Genomic DNA, 19,028 nt, shown 5'->3' with positions numbered 1-19,028 from the left:
CCGAGAGGTGCCTATGACCGGCGACACAGCAAGCGACACCGCCAAGCCCGCGCGCAAACGCCAGGCCCGCGGTGAAAAGCGCATGCACGAACTCCTCGACGCCGCCGCCGAGGTCTTCGCGACCCACGGCTACGCGAAGGCGAGCACGAACGCCATCGCCGCCGCGGCCGGCGCCTCGCCCGGCACCCTCTACCAGTTCTTCCGCGGCAAGCAGGAGATCGCCGAGGCCCTCATGGCCCGCTACGTCGCGCGCCTCGACGCCGCCCACGGCGCGGCCTTCGTCGTCGACGGCGCCGCGCTCCCGCTCGCCGACCTGCTCGACCGGGTCCTCGACCCGATCATCGCCTTCGACCGCGCCAACCCCGGCTTCCACACCCTCCTCGCCGACCCGGGCATCACCCCCGAACTGGCGCAAGCGAAACGGCCCGCCCAGGACCTCATCTTCCAGCGACTCGACGGGATCTTCGCCGACCGCGCCCCGCACCTGCCCGCCGACGAGCGCCGCCTCACCGCGGCCGTCGCCATCCACATGTTCCGCGGCCTGCTCCCGATGATCATGGCCGCCAGTGAGCGTGAACTGCCGACCGTGACCCGGGAGGCCAAGCAGGCCCTTCACGCCTACCTCGCGGTCGCTCTCAAGGAGTCGTGACGAACCGCGGGGAGCGACCCGAGCCGTCATCTGGTGCGCGCGAGCAGGAGCGGCGCAGAGGACGGCGAGTGGTCGTGCCCGACGCAGTCCCGGTGCGTGTCGGCGAGCAGGACGCGCGGGGTGACGCCGGTGAACCGCACGCACTCATGCGTGAGGTGGGCCTGATCGGAGTAGCCGACCTGGCAGGCCATGAGGCTGAGGTTCGCACCGTTCAGATCGCGGCCCTGGGTGATCGCGTGCTGGACCAGGGCGAGGAAACCCTGGAATCGCAGCATCCGGTGCAGCGGCTTCGGAGGGATGCCCACGGCCGAGTGGAACCGGCGGCGCAGTTGCGACTCCGAGATGTGCAGCGACCGCTGGACCGAGCCCACGTCACTTGCACGCCAGGGCATGAGCTCGCGCACGGCCGCGGCCACGAGCGGGTCGAGAGGAGCGGCGTCGGCGGCGAGCGCGCGGACGTGGTCCTGGAGGGCGGTGAGCGCCGCGGACGGCGAGGTCGCCTCGTCGACGGCGGCGGCGAGCGCCGCAGCCTGCGCGCGACCCCACAGTTCCTCGGCGTCGCAGGCGATCCCGGTCAGCTCCGAGGCGCGGAGCCCCGTGAAGGCCGGGAGCGCCCCGAGCGCGAGGCGGACGCCGACCAGGGTCGTGCCCGGTTCGAGCCGCTCGATCAAGGGCACCGTGAGCGGCCCGATCACCCGCGGCGCCGCACCGGCGCCGCAGACGATCTCGACGGCGCCATGCGGCGCACGCCGCCTGGTGTACGGGGTCGCGCCGGCGCCGACCTGCTGGACCCAGGCGAGGGCGACGAGGCCGCGCAGTGCCGGATCGGGCGGGAACTCGCGGTACTGCTGTTCGCTGGAGTCAAGCCCCGAAGGAAGCGGAACGGGGGACATGGTCCCAGTATGCCGCCGCGAGCCCCGCTCAATGCCGACGCACGTTTCTTACAAGCCCGCGGCGCCGAGCCGGACTTAGGTTGGTCCTTATCCGGCCCGGGACCGTCCCGACGGCACGGAAACGATCGGGCACGCGTCCGCGCATCGCAGCCGCGGCCCGCGTCCGATGAGCGAGGAGCAACGAACGTGAAACTCATGACCTTCACCCAGGTGACCGTCGACGGCGTCGTCCAAGGCAACGGCGGACGCGACGAGAACCGCAGCGGCGGATTCGAACGCGGCGGATGGGCCCGCACGGTCTTCGACGAACAGGCGATGGCACTGGTCGACCAGACCTACCAGCGCGCCGACGCCTTCTTGTTCGGCCGGCGGACCTACGAGCTGTTCGCGCGATACTGGGGAGCGAAGGCGCCGGGCACCAGCCCCATCGCCGACGCGCTGCGCTCGCGGCCGAAGTACGTCGCCTCGACCACGCTCACCGATCCGCAATGGACGGGCTCCACGCTCCTGTCCGGCGACCTCGCGTCCGCCCTGCGCGACCTCAAAGCCGCGCCGGGCGGGGAGCTGCAGGTCCACGGCAGCGGCACGCTGGTGCGCTGGCTGCTCGCCAACGACCTGGTCGACGAGCTCACCCTGCTCGTCTGCCCGGTGGTCGTCGGCCAGGGCCTGCGGTTGTTCCCCCAGGACGGTCCCGACCTGGCCCTAGACCTGATCGACTCGCGATCGTTCCCGAAAGGCGTGGCCGTCCTGACCTACCGGCCCGCCGGCCGCCCGGAGTACGCCGCCTGATCCCACGCGGCCGGGCCGCTCGTCTCCGACGGCGCTGCGGCGGAGTGTCCGTTGCGTGTCCTGACTCGATTTCGGGAGTACAGTCGGTGCCAATCTTATTGGCGCGCAACGAACTCCAGCGGTCGAGTGGAAGGCGGGCTCCAAGTGACGGGAATAGAGTTTCGGATCCTCGGACCAGTCGAAATCCTCTATAACGGACGGAAACAGGACCCCACCACGCCGCAGCAGCGCTGCGTCCTCGCAATGCTCCTGCTCGACCTCGACCACGTCGTACCGGCCGGACGCCTGGTCTCGGCGCTCTGGGCCGCGGCCCCGCCCGCGGCCGCGCGCAACTCCATCCGCGTCTACGTCACCAAGCTGCGCAAGCTGATCGCGGCCGACCCGGCCGTCGAGCTCGTGACGGTCGGCGAGGGCTGGCGCCTGTCGTGCGACGCCGAGCGCGTCGACCTGTACCGCTTCCGGGATCTCGTCGGCCGAGCTCGCTCCGGCGCGGCCGCGGAGGCCGGCGGCCTGCTCCGCGAGGGCCTGGCGCTGTGGCAGGGGCCCGCGCTCGCCGACGTCTCGGGGCACCGCCTCACCGGTGCCGTCATCGAAGGGCTGGAGAACGAGCGGCTCGCCGCGACCGAGGACCGCATCGCCTCGGACCTGCGCGCCGACGCCCACCGGGACGTCGTCTCCGAACTGCTCGTCCTGGTCGCCGAACACCCCCTGCGCGAGCGCCTCGCGCAGCTGCTGATGGCCGCCCTCCACGGCTGCGGCCGCACCGCAGAAGGCCTGGAAGTGTTCCACCGCATGCGAAAGCGCCTGGTCGACGAACTCGGCATCGAGCCGAGCGCCGCCCTCCGCGGCGAGCACCAGCGGCTCCTCGGCGCGGCCGGGTGACCAAACGTTCACTAATCGCCCGCTAAAGACCGGGTGCCAGACTGCTTCCACAATGGTTCCGATTGAGGAGGCCTCCACTCATGAAATGGACATTCCGCAGGTCACGACTGGCATCCGTGCTCGCCACCCTCGCGGTCGCCGCCGGCATCGTGTTCGCGGTCGGCTCGCCCGCACAGGCGTCCGTCACCGAATGCACCGACTGGGGCACGAACGAGAAGACGTTCGACCTGCCCGGCAAGCCCGACGTCACCGCCAACGCCATCGTCTGCATCGAGAACAACGGCGCCGACTACTACGCCGCCTGGATCACCGTCTACTGGGACGGCGGGCCGGTCGAGCTCTACGGCGACCGGTTCGACAAGTTCCAGCCGGAGGTCTACAGAGAGCGCAATCAGCAGATCCAGGGTCCGGTCTACTCCTGCGACTTCACCGGGGAGATCAACAACCTGACCGAGAGCTCCGACACCTGCCTCCAGCCGTTCCGCCACTACAGCACCGGCGGCCGCTGGACCGGCGACGGCTGGATCGTCTACAACATCAACAGCGACGGCAACGGCGACTACTACTGGTACCTCACCGGATCGCCGTCGGTCCCTTAGACCGCGGGGCGGTAGTGGCTGAGTACGGGGTCGACGCGCCGCGTCGGCCCCGTACTGCATCGCAGCGCCGGTTGCCATGTGTACAGGCTTCTGAGCGACGATCTCGAGTGCTATGCTCTCCACCAACTGGTTGGTTGAACAAATTGGAGACATCATGGCCGCTGCCAAGACCAGCGTCGATCGGCGCCAACTGCTGGTGGAAGCCGCGTTCGATCAGATAGCCGAGAGCGGCTTCGAGGGGCTGCGCACGCGGGCCGTGGCGACCGCGGCGGGCATCGATCACTCGACCGTCCACCACTACTTCGCGACGAAACAGGACCTGATCACGGCCGTGGTCGACCACGCGGTCGCGCAGTTCCGCTCCGGCGAACCGGCATTGGACCAGCCGCAGCTGCGCCTGCGCGAACATCTGGAGCTCATGGTCCGCCTCATGCGCGAGCGGCCGAACCTGTTCACCGTGTTGAGCGAGATCGACCTTCGCGCCAAGCGCGACACGGCCCTCCGGGCGATCGTCGCCGAGCGCGACGACCGGTGGCGCAGAACGCTGACGGCGCTGTTCGACCAACCCGGCTGGCATCCGAACCTTGCATCCGGCTCAGCCGCTGCGCTGGTCATCGCGGTGGTGAAGGGTTCCCGGTTCTACTCCGACCCCGCTGACGCCGCCGCGGCCCTCGAACAGCTCCTCGACCTCCTCATCCCGGAAGGACCTCAATCGTGATCTCGGTGGGCATCATCGGCGGCGGCATCGGCGGCCTGTGCCTGGCGCAGGGTCTGGTCCGCGCGGGCATCGACGTCACGGTCTTCGAACGCGACGAACACCCCACCGCCCGCGAGCAGGGCTACCGGCTCCACATCGACCCCCACGGCAGCGCGGCCCTGCACGAGTGCCTGCCGGCTCCCTTGTGGAACGCGTTCGTGGCCACCGCCGGCGACCCCGGCACCGGCGGATTCGGGTTCCTCGACGAGCGTCTTGCGACCATGTGCCTGGTCGAGGACGAGATCTTCCGCGGCGGCCTCACCGACCCCGCGCGCGGCCACCACGCGGCCAGCCGCATCACGCTGCGGCGCCTCCTGCTGGCCGGGCTGGGCGAGCGGGTCCGTTTCGGCGCCGAGTTCACCGGTTTCGAGCGGCTCCCCTCCGAACGGGTCCGGGCCGATTTCGCCGACGGTCACCGCGCCGAGTTCGACCTGCTGGTCGGCGCCGACGGTGCGAACTCGCGGGTGCGTCGGCAGCTCCTGCCCGGGGCCGAACGCGTTGCACTGGGCGCCATGGGCATCGGCGGAAAACTTCCATTGGAGGGCCGCGACTGGCTGCCTGACCGGTTGACCGGCGGCCTGAACGTCGTCATGCCCCCGCGCGACTTCCTGTTCACCGCGGTCTTCAAGCGCCGCCGCACCACCGAGCAGGCCAGGGCCCTGCTCTCCGGCGACGTCATCGCAGCCGGACTGGATCCCGATGCGCTGTTCGCCGGGATGGAGCAGCAGGACTACCTGATGTGGGCGTTCGTACTGCCCGCCGGGGCGGCCGACACCGAGGCCTCAGGTGCCGACCTGCGCGAACTCGTCCTTCGCCGGGCCGCAGGATGGGACCCGCGGCTGCGGCGCCTCCTCGCCGAGACGCAGCCCGAGACCGTCAACGCCTTCGGCTTCCGCGCCGCCGCCAGACCCCGTCCCTGGCAGAGCGGCAACGTCACCCTCCTAGGCGACGCGATCCACAGCATGCCGCCCACCGGCGGCGTCGGCGCGAACACGGCCATGCGGGACGCGGCCAACCTGTGCCGAGCGATCACCGCCGCGGCCGGCGGCGTCCGGACGCTCAACGACGCGATCGCCCGCTACGAGCAGGAGATGCTGCGCTACGGCTTTGCAGCCGTAGACGTCTCGGTGTCACGGGCCGGGCAGGCGACCGCGGGACGGCTGGCACGGGGCGGCGCCCGCGGCTTCATGCGCGTCTGCGGCGCCCTGCCCCCGTTGCGACGGGCCGTGTTCAAGTCGAACTGGACCGATGAGGAGGCGAAGCGGCCGCAAGCCGCATGACCCCGGCCGCCGCCGACGGTCGCGGTCGATATGGCACCCTGCGTGACCACCTCGGCCTCGCGCCCGCACCGGAGCGGAACCCCTGAACCGACCGCAGTGAGCAGGCCGGTGACCGGTCAGCGCAGGACGTGGCGGGCCGTGGCGAGGCGGTCGACCAGGCGCGGGTAGTCGCCGAAGGCCGTCTCCGCCTCGGCCGGGCCCAGCCCGTACCGGGCGAGTTCGTGCTCGTGCGCGCGGCCGGCGGCCGGCTCGGCCCTGACGCGGGCGAGGTTCGCCTCGTCGATCGCCGACCAGCGGGAGCCGATCCGCTCGTACAGCCACGGCAGCCACGCCCCCGGGTCCCCGGCCAGGCGCTCGTACGCCACGTCCACGATCGCCTCCCGGGGCAGCGTCGTCCACGCCCGCCGCGACCGCTCGATCGCCTTGGACACCATCGCGAGCCATGCCGGGCCGATCCCGCGCGGATCCGAGTGCCGCTGGTGCAGCGCCCACGACGCCTCCACCAGGCCGCAGTGCGAGCCCAGCACGGTCATCGGATCCCGGTGCACCCACACGATCACCGCGTCCGGGAAGATCCGCCGGATCGCCTCGAACCTGCCCAGGTTCGCGGGGGCCTCGATCACCCATCGCGCGGGCGGGCGGCCGTACTGGAGCACCTGGAGCGCCTGCTTCAGGAACGCGTAATCGGCCGTGAAATCCCGGTTCGCCAGCCACTGCCGGTACTCGGGCAGGTCGGCGCGGAGCAGGTGGTGTCCGCCGTGCGGCAGCAGGTGCGCGCAGTCGCCCGGGGCCGCCATGTCCAGTTCGGTGGCGTGGAGCGCCTTGGGGACGAGCCGTCCGAGCGACCGGTACAGACGTGCCGTGCGGCGGAAGTGCCGGTGCCGGACCTCCTCGGGCTGCGCGGTCTCGGTGCAGGCCATCTCCCACAGCAGCGGCGCGCGGTGCGCGGGCGACTTGGCGAGGACGCCGCGCACGAGCGCGGTCGCGGTGCGCGGCAGCGCCGCCACGAAGACCGGCGCCCGCACCTCCACGGTGCCGATCGCGGGCTCCAGCCGGTGCTGGCGCCGGACGCGGATGCGGTTCTCCACGCGCACTTGGAGGTCCATGAGCGCGGTCTGCCATCCGAGCGCCGTGAACTGCGTCGCCCGCGCGAACGCGCCGAGCAGCACCCTGAAGTCGTCGATCGCGGTGTCGTCGGCCTCGCCGTCGCCGAACGCCGCCCGGGCCTCGAAGACGAGGCCGTCGAACACGTCGTCGGGGGTGTGCCGGCTGGCGAGCGTCGGAGTGAGGAAGGCGTTGAGGAGCCGAGTTGTCGCCGGGACGCCGGGTATGCGGGCCTCCGTGGGGTCCTTGGAGGAAGCGTCGCGAGATCGCGACAATCCATAATCCTATTTCATCGATAGGAATGCTCTCCTCGCGTCCGGCCGCGTCCCGCGCGCCGGAGGCGCGGGAGAGGATCGCACGATGTTCCTTGGACTCGTGGCAGTGAAAATATGCGAGACCGCCAGGGCCAGGGCCGAATATCGACCGTCGAAGTAGGCGGATCTGGTGGCCCCGTGCAGGGACGTCGAGCGGTGGACCGCGATTTCGCGACCCACCGCTCGACGGGTGTCATCGGGTGAGGAGGGAGTCGGCGGCCGGGTGCATCGTGGCCTCGGCGGCCGCGGTGCCGTTCTGGTCGGCCGCCGTCGTCGCCGGGCCGCCGGCGGGCGGGGCGGCGACGACCACGGTCACTGGCTCGCCGTCGGCGTCCACGACCGGCTCGCCCGAGGCGTCCACGACACCGACGGTGTCACCGGCTTCGGGGAGCTCGGCGGGGGCCTCCGCCGCACCGAAGGAGTAGTCGGGCAGGTAGTGCGCGCCCGACCAGACCGCCCCGCCGAACCAGTTGTTGTTCCACACGTAGCCGACGCCGTTCGTGGCGTAGTAGCTCTCGCCGCAGATCGGCTGGCCGATCATCCTGGCCTGAATGGCCAGTTCGGTCGTGGTGGTGTCGTTGTAGACCCAGTCGGTCTGCGCGCACAGGTACCAGTACGTGCCGAGCCACACGTACGTCTCGATCTTGGCGCTGATGTACCCCGCCGGGCGTTCGAGCCCCCAGGCGCACGGGTAAGCGCCCGAGGGCGTCGCGAGGACGGTCGAGGCGTCGATGTCGACGCGCGCGTACCCGTTGCCGTCGCCGTGCGAGACCTCGGAGCGGTCGTAGACGCAGAGGTCGTTGCTGCGGTAGGTGAATGCCTCCTCATACACATAGTGCGCGGCCGCCGGGGACGCGCCGAACAGGACCAGGGCCAGGGTGCCCGCGGCGGCCGCCAGCAGCGACCGCAGGAGCGGGGTTCGTACCCGATTGCTCATCGGTCTTTCCTTTCCAGAGGGAGATCCGTCGCCCCCGATCCTCCTGCGACCGCAACCGCAGGCGCGGATTCCGAACGAAACCGAACGAGCGCGGCCGTCCGAACGGGAGCGACCCTCGCAGTTGCCTCCGGGGGCTATCATCCAGTCGTGCAACGGTCAACGGCCGAAGCCTCCGCAGCGCCTGCGGCGCAGTGGGACGCGGATGCCCGCGCGGTCCAGTCGCTCGACGACCTGGCCGCGTTCCTACGGCGGCTGCGGGCGGCCTCCGGCAACACGTCGTTCCGCCGCATCCATGCCGGAATCCGCGAATTCCACAGCGCTCACTCCATTCCCGACGGCGTGCCGTCGATCGCGACCATCCACGGCCACTTCCAGAACGGCCGGGTCCGCATGAACTCCGACACGGTCCTCGGCATCGCGCGGGCCCTCGGCCTCGACGCCGCCGGGCTCCGCTCGCTCGCGCAGGCATGCCACCGGGTCCTCGAACGAGCCAACCGCTCCGTCATCGTCACGACCCGCGCCGAGGTCCCCGACCCGACCGCGGCCTTCACCGGGCGCCGGGCCGAGCGCGACCGCATCGCCGCGCACGTCGCGACGGCCCGCCGCACCGGCGCCGCCGTCGTCGTCATCGAGGGCATGGCCGGGATCGGCAAGTCCGAACTCGCCTTCAGGGCCGCCCGCGACCTCACCGACGCCGGACTCGCCGGGGCCACGCGCCTCTTCGCCGATCTGCGCGGCTTCGACCCGGTCGAACCGCCCGCCGCCCCCGACGCCGTCGTCCGCGGCCTCCTCGCCCACCTCGGCACGCCGGGCCGCCGCATCGACGCGCTCAGCCCCGCCGCGCGGGTGACGCTGCTGCACCGCGAACTCGCGTCGAAGCAGGCGCTCCTCGTCCTCGACAACGCCGCCGACGCCGCGCAGCTCGAACCCCTCCTGCCGCGCAGCCCCGACTGCGCGGTCCTCGTGACCAGCCGCCGCCGGCTCACCGACCTGGAAGCGGCCGTCCGCATCCCGCTCGGCACCGTCACCGTCGGCGAAGCACTTGAGATGCTGCGCAGACACGACCCGTCCGGCCGACTCGACGCCGCCCCCGGCGACGCCGCGGCCCTGGTCGAGCTGTGCCGGCGCCTGCCGCTGGAACTCGCCGCGGCCGGCCGCCAACTGGAGGGCAAGCCCGACTGGCAGATCGGCGACCACGTCGAACGCCTGCGGCGCATCCCCGCCCACGAGCACAGCGGACCCGCGCTCGCGTTGTCCTACAACGGACTCCCCGAACCCGACAAGCGCCTGTTCCGCCTCCTGGCGATTCACCCCGGGCGGCGATTCACCGCCGAAGCCGCCGCCGCGCTCGCGGACGGCACGGTCGCCGAAGCGGCGTCGACGCTGGCCCGGCTGTACGACGAGAGCCTGCTGCTGCGGCGGGCCGCCGACGCCTACGAGTTCCACGATTCGGTGCGCGCCTTCGCATTGGACCGCGGCCACCGCGAGGACCCCGCCAGCACGCAGCACGCCGCGGTGGCGAACCTGCTGCGCCACTACCGGCTCCGTCTCGAATCCGCTGGCGACGCGGACACCGACTGGATCGGCGCCGACCGCGCGACGCTCCTCGCGTGCATGCACGTCACCGGCCACGACGCGGCCGCTGCCGCCCTCGCCGCGCCGCTCAACCGCGCCCTGCGGCTGCTCGGACACTACGATGCGGCGCGGATCTGCAACCGGCAGCTGCTGCGCATCGCCCACCGCACCGGCGAGCGCGCACGGGAGGCCGACGCCCGTTCAGGGCTCGCGGAGATCGACCGCCTGACGGGCCGGTTCCGGGCCGCCGGGGAAGGGTTCGACCGGGTGCTGCGCCTGCGCCGCGAACTGGGCGACCGCCTCGGCGAAGCCGACGCGCTGCGGGGCCTCGCCCAGACGGCGTCCAATGACGACTATCCGCTCGCGCGCCGACGGTACGATGCCGCACTGGCGATCCACCGGCGGCTCGGCAACCCGGTCGGCGAGGCCGAAGCGCTGTGGGGCCTCGCCGAGATCGCCATGTCGGTGGGCGACCTCGACACGGCCGCCGCCCACGCCGGGCAGGTCGCCTCGATCTGCGCGGGCATCGGCAACCGCGTCGGCGAGGCCTACGGGCTGCGGGCACTCGGCGACGTCGCCTCCCAGCGCGGCGACCTCGACGCGGCGGCGACGCGGTACCGGCAGTCGCTGCACCTGTGCCGGCAGGTCGGCAACCGCCGCGGCGCCGCCGGTGCCTTGCGGGGACTCGCCGGGGCGGCGCTGCGCGGCGGCGACGTCGACCGGGCCGAACGGCTGTACCGGCGCGCATTCGCCAGCTGCCGCCGCATCGGCGACGTCTCCGGGGAGGCGGACGCCCGCCGGGGCCTCGCCGAGACCGCCTTGGCCCGCGGCGATCTCCCCACTGCCGCAGCCGAATTCGCGCCCGCGCTGGCGATCTACCGGGACACCGCGGACCGGGTCGGTGAGGCGCACTGCCTCGCGGGGCTGGGCCGCGTCGCCTGGCGCGCGCGGCGTCGGGCGGCCGCGCGGAACCACTGGCTCCAAGCCCTGCAACTGGCTGAACGCGGCGGCCTGCCGCTGGCGGGCGAACTGCGCGAAGCGCTCGCGCAGGTCGGGTAGCGGCGGACCCGGTGGCGATGCCGACCGACATGGCGGGTCGGACGGCGAGGGACCGTCGTGCACCGCGAGGGGCATCGAACCGAGCCTGCCGCCGCTGCGCTATTCCTACTGAGTGAGTAGGATTGTGGGCGTGCTCGACTCGGACCTGCTGCTCGGCTTCGCGGCCGGTCTCGCGATCTCGGTCGTCACCGCCCCGGCCGGGGTCTCGGGCGCGGTCTTCCTTCTGCCGGTCCAGCTCAGCGTCCTGCACGTCCCCAACCCCGCCGTCACCCCGACCAACCTGCTGTACAACGTGATCGCCGGACCCGGCGCCCTCGCCCGCCACGCCCGGACCGGCGCCGTCCGGTCGCCCCTGGCGGGCCTGCTCGTGGCAGGCGCGCTCCCGGGCGTGGTCCTCGGTGCGATCGCCCGCGTCCACCTCGTCGCCGACGCCGACCTCTTCCGGCTTTGCGCGGCCGTCGTCCTCGGGCCCCTGGGCGCCTGGCTCCTTCTCCCGCGACGCACCCGCGAGCGGGTCCGGCCCTCGCTGCCCCGCAAGGCGATCGTCGCGTTCGCGTTCGCGGCGGGCCTGGTCGGCGGCGTCTACGGCATCGGCGGGGGCTCGCTGCTGAGCCCGGTCCTGGTGGGCGCCGGCCTGCCGATCGCCCTCGTCGCCCCGGCCGCGCTGCTGTCCACGTTCGCGACCTCGATCGCCGGATGCGTGGCCTTCGCGCTCATGAGCCTGTCGACCCCCGGCGAGATCGCCCCCGATTGGACGCTCGGGATCGCCTGCGGCCTAGGCGGCCTGACCGGCGGCTACCTCGGTGCCGCCTTCGCGCCGCGCCTGCCCGAGCGCCTTCTGCAGCACCTCCTGGGCGTGCTCGCCCTCGCCCTCGCCGTGCTCTATGCCGCCCAGGGACTCTCCTAGCCGCGGCGGCTCATCGCCGTGCTCAGGTCTGGTTGAGGCGAAGGTGCCTGGTGCTGAGGTTTCGGCGGCGGTCGGTGACGAGGATGGTCGCGAGCGCGCCGATGGCGAGCCAGACGGCGAGTTGGGTGATGCCGGTGGCGAGGCCGGAGCCGCCGAGGGCTGCCGCGCGCAGGGCGATGACCGCGCCGTGGGTGGGGATCCAGCCGACGAGCGCGTAGAGCGGTCCGGGGAGGGTGGAGACGATGCCGAGGGCGATCGTGAGGATGAGGACGGCGACGGAGGCGAGGCGTCCGGCCCGGCCGAAGATCGCCACGAGCGCCTGGTTGAGCGCGGTGAACGCGAACGCGGCGAGGAGCGCGACGGCGAGGAAGGTCAGGGCCCGCCCGATCCCGAGTCCCATGACGGGGACGGCGATCGCGGTGATCACGGCCGCGGCGAGCGCGGCGGCGGTGGCGCCGGGCAGTGCGGCCTGGAGGACGATCCGCCAGGTGGGTGCGCGGGAGGTGAGGATGTCCTCTGGCACGGCCGCCGTCACGAGGTAGACGGCGAGGGCCAGGGCCCACAGGGCGATCGCGGCGAACAGGGCGATGGAGAGCTCCCCGAAGCCGGTGCGGTCGATCGTCGCGGTGGTGGGGTCGGCGGCCACTGAGGAGAGGTGGGCGCGTTCGGATTCGGTGTAGGTGGGGATCTGGTCGCGGCCGTCGGCGAGGCCGGTCGCGAGCTCTTGGGCCCCGTCGTCGACGTCGGCGGTACCGGAGGCGACTTCGGCGGAGCCGTCGGAGAGCTGGTCGGCGCCGGTGGCGAGTTCCTGTGCGCCGTCGTCGGTCTGGGCGGCGCCGGTCGCGAGGTCGTTCGCGCGGTCGGCGGCGTCGGCGATGCCCGAGGTGAGGGCGGGCATCTGGTCGGCGAGCTGTTCGTTGCCGTCGGCGACCTGTCGGGCGCCGGCGGCGAGGGCGGCGACGGCGTCCCGGGTCTCGACCACTTTGGCGCGCACGGAGGCGACGGCGCCGTCGATCTCGCCCGCGTCCGCCGAGAAGTCGTCGGCGGCGTCCTGGAGGGCCGAGCAGAAGTCGGCGTCGCCGCCTTCGCTCGTGCAGTCGGCGGCGAGGTCCTGGAACTCGGCGGCGGCGTCCGCGGCGGAGGGCAGGGCGTCGATGGCGTCGATGATCTCGTTCGCGAGCGGGACGACCTCGGCGGCGAGCGCTTCGTTGCCTTGGGCGACCTGCTCGGCGCCGTCGGCGAGCCGCCGGGTGGCGGAGGGCAGGTCGGCGGCGGCGTCGTCGAGCTCGCCCAGGCCCGAGGCGAGGCCGGCGGCGCCGGTCTCAAGTTGGGCGGTGGCGTCGGCGAGGGTGTCGGCGCCGGTGGCGAGTTCGCCTGCGGCCGTGGAGAGTTCGGCCGCGCCGTCGGCGAGCCGGGAGGTGCCGTCGGCGAGTTCGGCCGCGCCGTCGGCCGCGTCGGCGAGCTGGTCGTGGACGGTGTTGAAGGAGACGTAGACGTTGTCGAGGTAGGTCTCGACGACCTGCCCGTCGAGGGTGCGCTGGGTGGCGAGGGCGACGTCCTCGGACAGCGCCGGGTCGGCCGCGCCCGCGGCGTTCGAGGTCTCGATGTCGAGGACGGCTCTCGCCGCGTCGGCCGGGTTCCCGGATGCCTCGGTGGCCGTGGCGGCCGAGGTGCCTTTCGCGGAGAAGTCCTTCGGGATGGTGACGACCGCGGTGTAGGTGCCGTCGGCGAGCCCGGAGGCGGCGTCGTCGGCGTCGGTGAGGACCCACGTGTATGCGGAGTCGTCCGCATCGGTGAGGTCGCCGGCGAGCTCGCGGCCGAGCGGGATCGTCTGGCCGTCGACGGTGACGGGGTCGTCGAGGTTGACGACGGCGGCGGTGGCGGTGCCGTGGTCGGCGTCGGGGTTCCACAGGGCCCAGGTGAGCAGGCCCATGGCGAGGACGGGGATGAGGATGAGCCCGGCCCAGGTGCGCCAGGTGAGCGGTCCGGAGGCCCCGGCGCGGGCGGAATTGTTGAACGGCTTGAACATCAGGCCACCTCGACGGTGTTGAGGGCGAGCGGCAGGGCGCTCGGTGGGAGCAGGTCGCGGATGCGGTCGGTGTCCTGGCACGCCAGGACGTAGGCGACGCTTTCGCCGTCGGGGGCGCGCCGGTCGGCGATGAGCGCGCGGAGGGCGTCGCGGGCGTCGGTGCGCAGGACGAGGTCGACGTCGTCGAGCAGGACCAGGCGCACGCCGTCCCCGATTGCGGTGCTGATGCGCGCGGCGGGGTCGGGGGTGTTGCGGCAGGCGACGATCTCGACCTCGCGGCGCAGGGCGCGGGCGTGCTGGGGGAGGACGCGGCCGAGGACTTTCAAGTCGCCCTTGATGGAAGGGACGCGTCCGGCGAGGGCCATCAGGAGCGCGGTCTTGCCGACCGCGCCGGCGCCGTCGACCACGAGCGTCCCTCCCCGCGGCAGCCGGATGTCGGTGCCGTCGAGGACGGCGCGGCCGCGGTCGTCCTCGATGCGGAGGTCGCGGGCGGCCACGGCGTCGTCGGCGCCGGGCTCGGGCCAGTCGGCGAGGCGCAGCTCGTGGACGAGCGCGTCGCCTTCGGCGTCGAACACCGGCAGCGCCCGGTCGAGTTTCGGCGGGAGTCCCCAGGCGCGGTGGCCCAGGAGCGCGAGGACGGCGGGGACGAGGGTCATGCGCACGAGGAACGCGTCGACGAACACGCCGACGGCGAGGCTGAACGCGATCGGTTTGATCGTCGCCGACCCGTCGGGCACGAACGCGGCGAAGACGCCGAACATGATGACCGCGGCGGCGGTGACCACACGCGAGGCCGAGACGAACCCGGTCTCGATGGCATGGTGCGGGTCGCCGTGGTGCACATAGTCTTCGCGGATGCGCGAGACGAGGAAGACCTCGTAGTCCATGGCGAGTCCGAACAGGACGCCCATGAGGATGATCGGCAGGAAGGAGATGACCGAGCCGACCCCGGCGACGTGCAGCGCGTCGGCGCCGTGGCCCTCGACGAACACGAACGAGGTGGCGCCGAACGCCGCGCCCACCGACAGCAGGTACCCGGCGGTGGCCTTGACGGGGACCCAGATCGAGCGGAACACCATGGCCAGCAGCACGAGCGAGAGGCCGACGACGAGGACGCCGAACGGGAGCAGTGCGGAGCCGAGCTGCGCGGAGACGTCGATGCCGACCGCGGTCAGGCCGGTGACCGCGGTCTGCGTCCCGTAGTGGTCGAGGAAGTAGCCTTCCTTGTCGCGCAGGGCCGCGACGAGGTCCTCGGTCTCGGCCGCGTCGGGGCCGGTCTCGGGGATCACCTGGATGATTCCGGTGTCGCCCTTCTGGTTCGGGGTCGCGAGGGGCACGGAGGCGACGCCGTCCATGCCGCGGATGTATTCGGCGAGGTCGTCGACGAGGCCGACCGGGTCGGTCGAGGTGATGATGTCGGCGGTGACGATGAGCGGCCCGTTGTAGCCGGGCCCGAAGTGGTCGGCGATGACGTCGTAGGTGACCTTCGCGTCGGTGCCCTCCGCGGCGTCCCCGTTGTCGGGCAGGGCGAGCCGCAGCTGCATCGCGGGGACCGCGGCGACGGCGAGACCGATCACGACCACCGCGATGGTGACGACCGGGGCCTTGGTGACGGTGCGGACCCACGCGAGCGCGATCTGCGGCTTCCGCCGGGCCCGCTTGCGCCGCTTGGGCCTGCGCGGCCGCATCCGCTCCCCGGCGACGGTCAGCAGCGCCGGGACCAGCGTGATCGCGACGGCCACGGCGATCGCGACCGCGACGGCCGCGGCGACGCCCATCGTCGTCAGGAACGGGATGCCCGCGACGAACAGGCCCAGCAGCGCGATGACGACGGTCAGGCCCGCGAAGATGACGGCCGATCCGGCGGTGGCCGTGGCGCGGGCGACCGACTCCTCGACCTCCAGGCCCTCGCCGAGCTGGTCGCGGTGGCGCGAGAGCAGGAACAGGGCGTAGTCGATGCCGACGGCCAGGCCGATCATGACCGCGAGCATCGGCGCGGTCGAGGAGATCGGGACGAGGACCGTGGCGAGCAGGACGAGGCCCACGGCGATGCCGACGCCGAGGACGGCCGTCAGCAGCGGCATGAGCGCGGCCAGGATCGACCGGAACATGAGCAGCAGCACCACCAGCGCGACGACGAGGCCGATGCCTTCTGTCGGGCTGAGGTGCGGGATGTTGTCGGCGAACGCGTCGCCGCCGGTGTAGACCACGGCGTCCTCGCCGACGGCCGCGGCGAGGTCGTTCGCGATCGCGGTGAGGTCGTCCTTGGTGGCGTCGGTGACGTCAGCCTGGTCGACGGTGAGGAGCACTGCGACGACCGCGGCTTCGCCGTCCTCGGCGACCGCGCCGGAGACGTCGGAGCCGAACGGGTCCGAGACCGCGGCGACCTGGTCGAGCTTCCCGATGCGGTCGACGGCGTCGGCGGTGGCCGCCTCAGCGGCGTCGGTGCGCACCGACTCCCCGTCCGGGACGGTGAGGACGAGGCTCGCCGAGGTGCCGCTGAACTCGGGGAAGACGCGGCCGAGGTAGTCGAGGGCGTCCTGCGACTCCGACCCGGGGATCGCGAACGTGTCGTCGGTGCCCTGGTTGAACAGGGCGGCCGACCCGCCCGCGACGACGAGCGCGCCGACCCAGAGGGCGATCACGAGCCAGCGAGCGCGGGCGCAGGCGCGTCCGAGCCTATAGAGCACCGAGGACATGCCCACCCCCCATTTCGGACTCAACGGTCATCGTAGAGGCGACCGGGGCGAAAGATCCTGACTTGTTCGTCAATCCAGGCGGGTTCATCACGGGCTCCACAACTTGTTCTGACGAAATCTTCATTCATGAGGTTAGGATCAGACAAGATGTTGTGACGATTTCCTCAGCATTGAACGAGCCGCTAGGATGTTCGGGTCCATGCGAAGGAGGAGCCGTGAGCGAAGTGAACCGCCTGGAGCGGCGCAAGGCGCGGACGCGTGCCGCGCTGCTGGGCGCCGCCCGCACCTTCATCGCCGAGGGCCGGACCAATGCGCCGATCCTGGAGATCACGCAGGCCGCGGATGTCGGCATGGGCTCGTTCTACAACCACTTCGCGAGCAAGGACGAACTGTTCCAGGCCGCGGTCGAGGACGCGCTGACCGTCTTCGGGGAGGCGCTGGACCGGCTCAGCGGCGGACTGGACGACCCGGCCGCGGCCTTCGCGCAGAGCTTCCGGCTCACCGGCCGCCTGCACCGGCGCCACCCCGAACTGAGCAAGGTCCTGCTGCACCACGGGCTCTCGCTGACCGGGCCGATCAAGGGCCTCGCGCCGCGGGCGCGGGAGGCGATCGGGCGCGGGATCGACGAGGGGCGCTTCACCGTCGCCGACCCCGAACTGGCCCTCGTGGTCACGGCAGGGGCCGCGTTGTCGCTCGCGCAGCTCCTGCACGACCGTCCCGAACGCGACGACGCGGCCGCAGCGGATCAGGTGGCCGAGGACCTGCTGCGGATGCTCGGCGTCCCCGCCCGTGAGGCGAAGGAGCTGGCGCGCCTGCCGCTGCCCTCCCTCGACGCGTTCGACCTTGCGCAGAGCCGGGAGTTAGATACCGAGGAGCCGCCTCGTAGGCCGGGGCCACTGCGGTGGAGGTGAGGGGCGTCCTCGCCGCAGACAGGAGCAGCGGGTGCTTATTCAACTGATGGGTTGACAATGACCGACCCCCGGTCTACCGTTGTATTCAACCAATGAGTTGAGGACAATCCGTGGGTGACAGTACGCAGCAGCTCGACCGGGCCTTCGCGGCGCTCGCCGATCCGACCCGCCGCGGCATCGTCGCCCGGCTGTCGGTCTCGGACGCGACCGTGGGGGAGCTCGCCGAGCCGTACGACGTGAGCTTCCAGGCGATCTCCAAGCATGTGAAAGTGCTCGAAGAAGCCGGCCTGGTGACCCGCAGCAAGGACGCCCAGCGCCGGCCCGTCCACCTGAACAGGGAGGCATTCGACCCGATGACGGAGTGGATCGAGCGCTATCGCCGCGAAGCAGAGGAACGCTACCGCCGCCTCGACGCCCTCCTGGCCCGCACGGCCCAGGACGACGGGGACCGGCGACCAGCCGAGGAGCAGGAATCATGACCGAGCACGAAACCGAGATCAAGGCGGACGCCGAAGTCCCCACGATCGAGATCATCCGCGAGTTCGACGCGACGCCGGAACGCGTCTTCCAGGCCCACGTCGACCCCGACCTCTACGCCCAGTGGACCGGGCCCCGCGAGTCGAACACGAAGATCACCCGCTGGGACGCCCGCACGGGCGGCGAGTGGGCGTTCGGCGGCGAGAGCGGAGGCGAGGCGCACGCCTTCTTCGGCAGCTTCCACGAGGTCCGCCCGAACGAGCGGATCGTCTGGACGTTCACCTACGAAGGCGAACCCGACAGCGTCTTCCTTGAGACGATGACCTTCGAGCCGATCGAAGGCGGTCGCACGCGGTTGCGGGTGCTGAGCGTGACGCAGGACTTCGCGACCCGCGACGGCATGCTCGCGAGCGGCATGGACGTCGGCGTCAACGAGGGCTTCGAGAAACTCGATGAGCTCCTGGCGAAGGAAGCGGCGTAGACCGATGGCGCAGCACGGAACCGGCGCACCCGACGGCCCCGCCGGGCGGCACGCCCGCGACGCCGCCCGCATCACCGCACTCGTGGAAGGCGCGAGCGCCGACGACTGGTCGCGACCCAGCCCGGTCCCCGAGTGGACGGCCCTGGACGTCGTGAAGCACCTGGTCGAATGGCCGCGCGACTTCCTCAAAGGGGCGGGGATCGACCTGGAGCCCTTGGACGTCGACGCCGACCCGCCCGCCGCCTGGAAGCGCCACGTCGCCGACATCCAATCGATCCTCGACGACCCCGCCGGGCGGGTGCTCAGCAACCCGAACACCGGCGACAAGCCCGTCGACGAGGCGATCGACCAGTTCTACACGGCCGACATCTGGGCGCACTCCTGGGACCTCGCCAAAGCGCTCGGCCGCGAACCCGACCTGGGCGAGGAGCGCTGCCGTGCCGCATTGGAAGGCATGAAGCCGATCGAGCAGCTGCTCCGCGACAGCGGCCAGTTCGGCCCGGCCGTGCCCGTCCCCGACGACGCCTCCCCGCAGGACAAGCTGGTGGCGTTCATCGGCCGCGACCCGGCGTGGCGGCCCGAAGGCTGAACGGCGCCGGAATACTGGTTCGATGTGGACGTCTGTTGGGTCCCACTGCGACGCAGTGGGACCCAACAGACGTGTCGCTCAGTCCGTAAGCACCGCT

At 72.1% G+C, this 19,028-nt stretch carries 17 protein-coding genes; 12 read left to right on the top strand and 5 right to left on the bottom strand.

Annotated features, from left to right (window positions below):
* Nucleotides 1–13: 13 nt before the first annotated feature.
* Nucleotides 14–649 carry a TetR/AcrR family transcriptional regulator gene (locus B0I28_RS11300; protein WP_219926703.1) on the top strand — a complete coding sequence of 212 codons (636 nt, stop codon included), beginning with the start codon at nt 14–16 and terminating at the stop codon, nt 647–649.
* Between the two features lie 26 nt (nt 650–675).
* On the opposite strand, the gene B0I28_RS11295 is transcribed toward B0I28_RS11300, so the two are convergent.
* Nucleotides 676–1,542, bottom strand: a complete 867-nt coding sequence (locus tag B0I28_RS11295) for a helix-turn-helix domain-containing protein (protein ID WP_106363905.1) — start codon at nt 1,540–1,542, stop codon at nt 676–678.
* A 186-nt stretch (nt 1,543–1,728) separates the two neighbouring features.
* On the opposite strand from B0I28_RS11295, the gene B0I28_RS11290 reads away from it, so the two are divergent.
* From B0I28_RS11290 to B0I28_RS11270, 5 genes are all read left to right on the top strand, one after another.
* Nucleotides 1,729–2,331, top strand: a complete 603-nt coding sequence (locus B0I28_RS11290; RefSeq protein ID WP_106363904.1) for a dihydrofolate reductase family protein — start codon at nt 1,729–1,731, stop codon at nt 2,329–2,331.
* Between the two features lie 126 nt (nt 2,332–2,457).
* The gene (locus tag B0I28_RS11285) at nt 2,458–3,213 is read left to right on the top strand and encodes an AfsR/SARP family transcriptional regulator (RefSeq protein WP_342761201.1); all 756 of its coding nucleotides are present in this window, start codon (nt 2,458–2,460) and stop codon (nt 3,211–3,213) included.
* An 80-nt stretch (nt 3,214–3,293) separates the two neighbouring features.
* Nucleotides 3,294–3,812, top strand: coding sequence for a hypothetical protein (locus B0I28_RS11280; protein ID WP_146148047.1), 519 nt, complete (start codon nt 3,294–3,296; stop codon nt 3,810–3,812).
* A gap of 112 nt (nt 3,813–3,924) precedes the next feature.
* On the top strand, nt 3,925–4,530 hold the full coding sequence (locus B0I28_RS11275) for a TetR/AcrR family transcriptional regulator (protein WP_106363901.1): 606 nt from the start codon (nt 3,925–3,927) through the stop codon (nt 4,528–4,530).
* On the top strand, nt 4,527–5,849 hold the full coding sequence (locus tag B0I28_RS11270) for an FAD-dependent oxidoreductase (protein WP_106363900.1): 1,323 nt from the start codon (nt 4,527–4,529) through the stop codon (nt 5,847–5,849). The genes B0I28_RS11275 and B0I28_RS11270 overlap by 4 nt, the downstream gene beginning before the upstream one ends.
* 116 nt (nt 5,850–5,965) lie before the next feature.
* Here B0I28_RS11270 and B0I28_RS11265 read toward each other — a convergent pair whose 3' ends face one another.
* Nucleotides 5,966–7,228, bottom strand: coding sequence for a sulfotransferase family protein (locus B0I28_RS11265; protein ID WP_106363899.1), 1,263 nt, complete (start codon nt 7,226–7,228; stop codon nt 5,966–5,968).
* A gap of 232 nt (nt 7,229–7,460) precedes the next feature.
* Nucleotides 7,461–8,204: a hypothetical protein gene (locus B0I28_RS11260; RefSeq protein ID WP_106363898.1), complete on the bottom strand. Its 744-nt coding sequence runs from the start codon at nt 8,202–8,204 to the stop codon at nt 7,461–7,463.
* Nucleotides 8,205–8,351: 147 nt separating this feature from the next.
* On the opposite strand from B0I28_RS11260, the gene B0I28_RS11255 reads away from it, so the two are divergent.
* Complete coding sequence (locus B0I28_RS11255; RefSeq protein WP_146148046.1) at nt 8,352–10,838, top strand: tetratricopeptide repeat protein; 2,487 nt, start codon at nt 8,352–8,354, stop codon at nt 10,836–10,838.
* A gap of 130 nt (nt 10,839–10,968) precedes the next feature.
* On the top strand, nt 10,969–11,745 hold the full coding sequence (locus B0I28_RS11250; RefSeq protein WP_106363896.1) for a sulfite exporter TauE/SafE family protein: 777 nt from the start codon (nt 10,969–10,971) through the stop codon (nt 11,743–11,745).
* A gap of 22 nt (nt 11,746–11,767) precedes the next feature.
* On the opposite strand, the gene B0I28_RS11245 is transcribed toward B0I28_RS11250, so the two are convergent.
* The gene (locus B0I28_RS11245; RefSeq protein ID WP_106363895.1) at nt 11,768–13,774 is read right to left on the bottom strand and encodes a YhgE/Pip family protein; all 2,007 of its coding nucleotides are present in this window, start codon (nt 13,772–13,774) and stop codon (nt 11,768–11,770) included.
* Nucleotides 13,774–16,473, bottom strand: a complete 2,700-nt coding sequence (locus B0I28_RS11240; RefSeq protein ID WP_106363894.1) for an MMPL family transporter — start codon at nt 16,471–16,473, stop codon at nt 13,774–13,776. Before B0I28_RS11240 ends, B0I28_RS11245 begins: the two co-directional genes overlap by 1 nt.
* Before the next feature lie 215 nt (nt 16,474–16,688).
* On the opposite strand from B0I28_RS11240, the gene B0I28_RS11235 reads away from it, so the two are divergent.
* The 4 genes from B0I28_RS11235 (at nt 16,689) to B0I28_RS11220 (ending at nt 18,931) form a co-directional block, all read left to right on the top strand.
* The gene (locus tag B0I28_RS11235; RefSeq protein WP_106363893.1) at nt 16,689–17,384 is read left to right on the top strand and encodes a TetR/AcrR family transcriptional regulator; all 696 of its coding nucleotides are present in this window, start codon (nt 16,689–16,691) and stop codon (nt 17,382–17,384) included.
* A 110-nt stretch (nt 17,385–17,494) separates the two neighbouring features.
* Nucleotides 17,495–17,863, top strand: a complete 369-nt coding sequence (locus B0I28_RS11230; protein ID WP_106363892.1) for an ArsR/SmtB family transcription factor — start codon at nt 17,495–17,497, stop codon at nt 17,861–17,863.
* Complete coding sequence (locus tag B0I28_RS11225; RefSeq protein WP_106363891.1) at nt 17,860–18,342, top strand: SRPBCC domain-containing protein; 483 nt, start codon at nt 17,860–17,862, stop codon at nt 18,340–18,342. The genes B0I28_RS11230 and B0I28_RS11225 overlap by 4 nt, the downstream gene beginning before the upstream one ends.
* A gap of 4 nt (nt 18,343–18,346) precedes the next feature.
* A complete protein-coding gene (locus tag B0I28_RS11220) occupies nt 18,347–18,931 on the top strand; it encodes a TIGR03086 family metal-binding protein (protein ID WP_106363890.1) in 585 nt (194 codons plus the stop codon).
* Nucleotides 18,932–19,028: the final 97 nt, after the last annotated feature.

It is taken from the genome of Glycomyces artemisiae (assembly GCF_003002955.1).
In the GTDB taxonomy this organism is placed as follows: Bacteria; Actinomycetota; Actinomycetes; order Mycobacteriales; family Micromonosporaceae; genus Glycomyces; species Glycomyces artemisiae.
The sequence above is the reverse complement of the archived record's forward strand: the minus strand, read 5'-3'. Positions and strand labels throughout refer to the sequence as shown.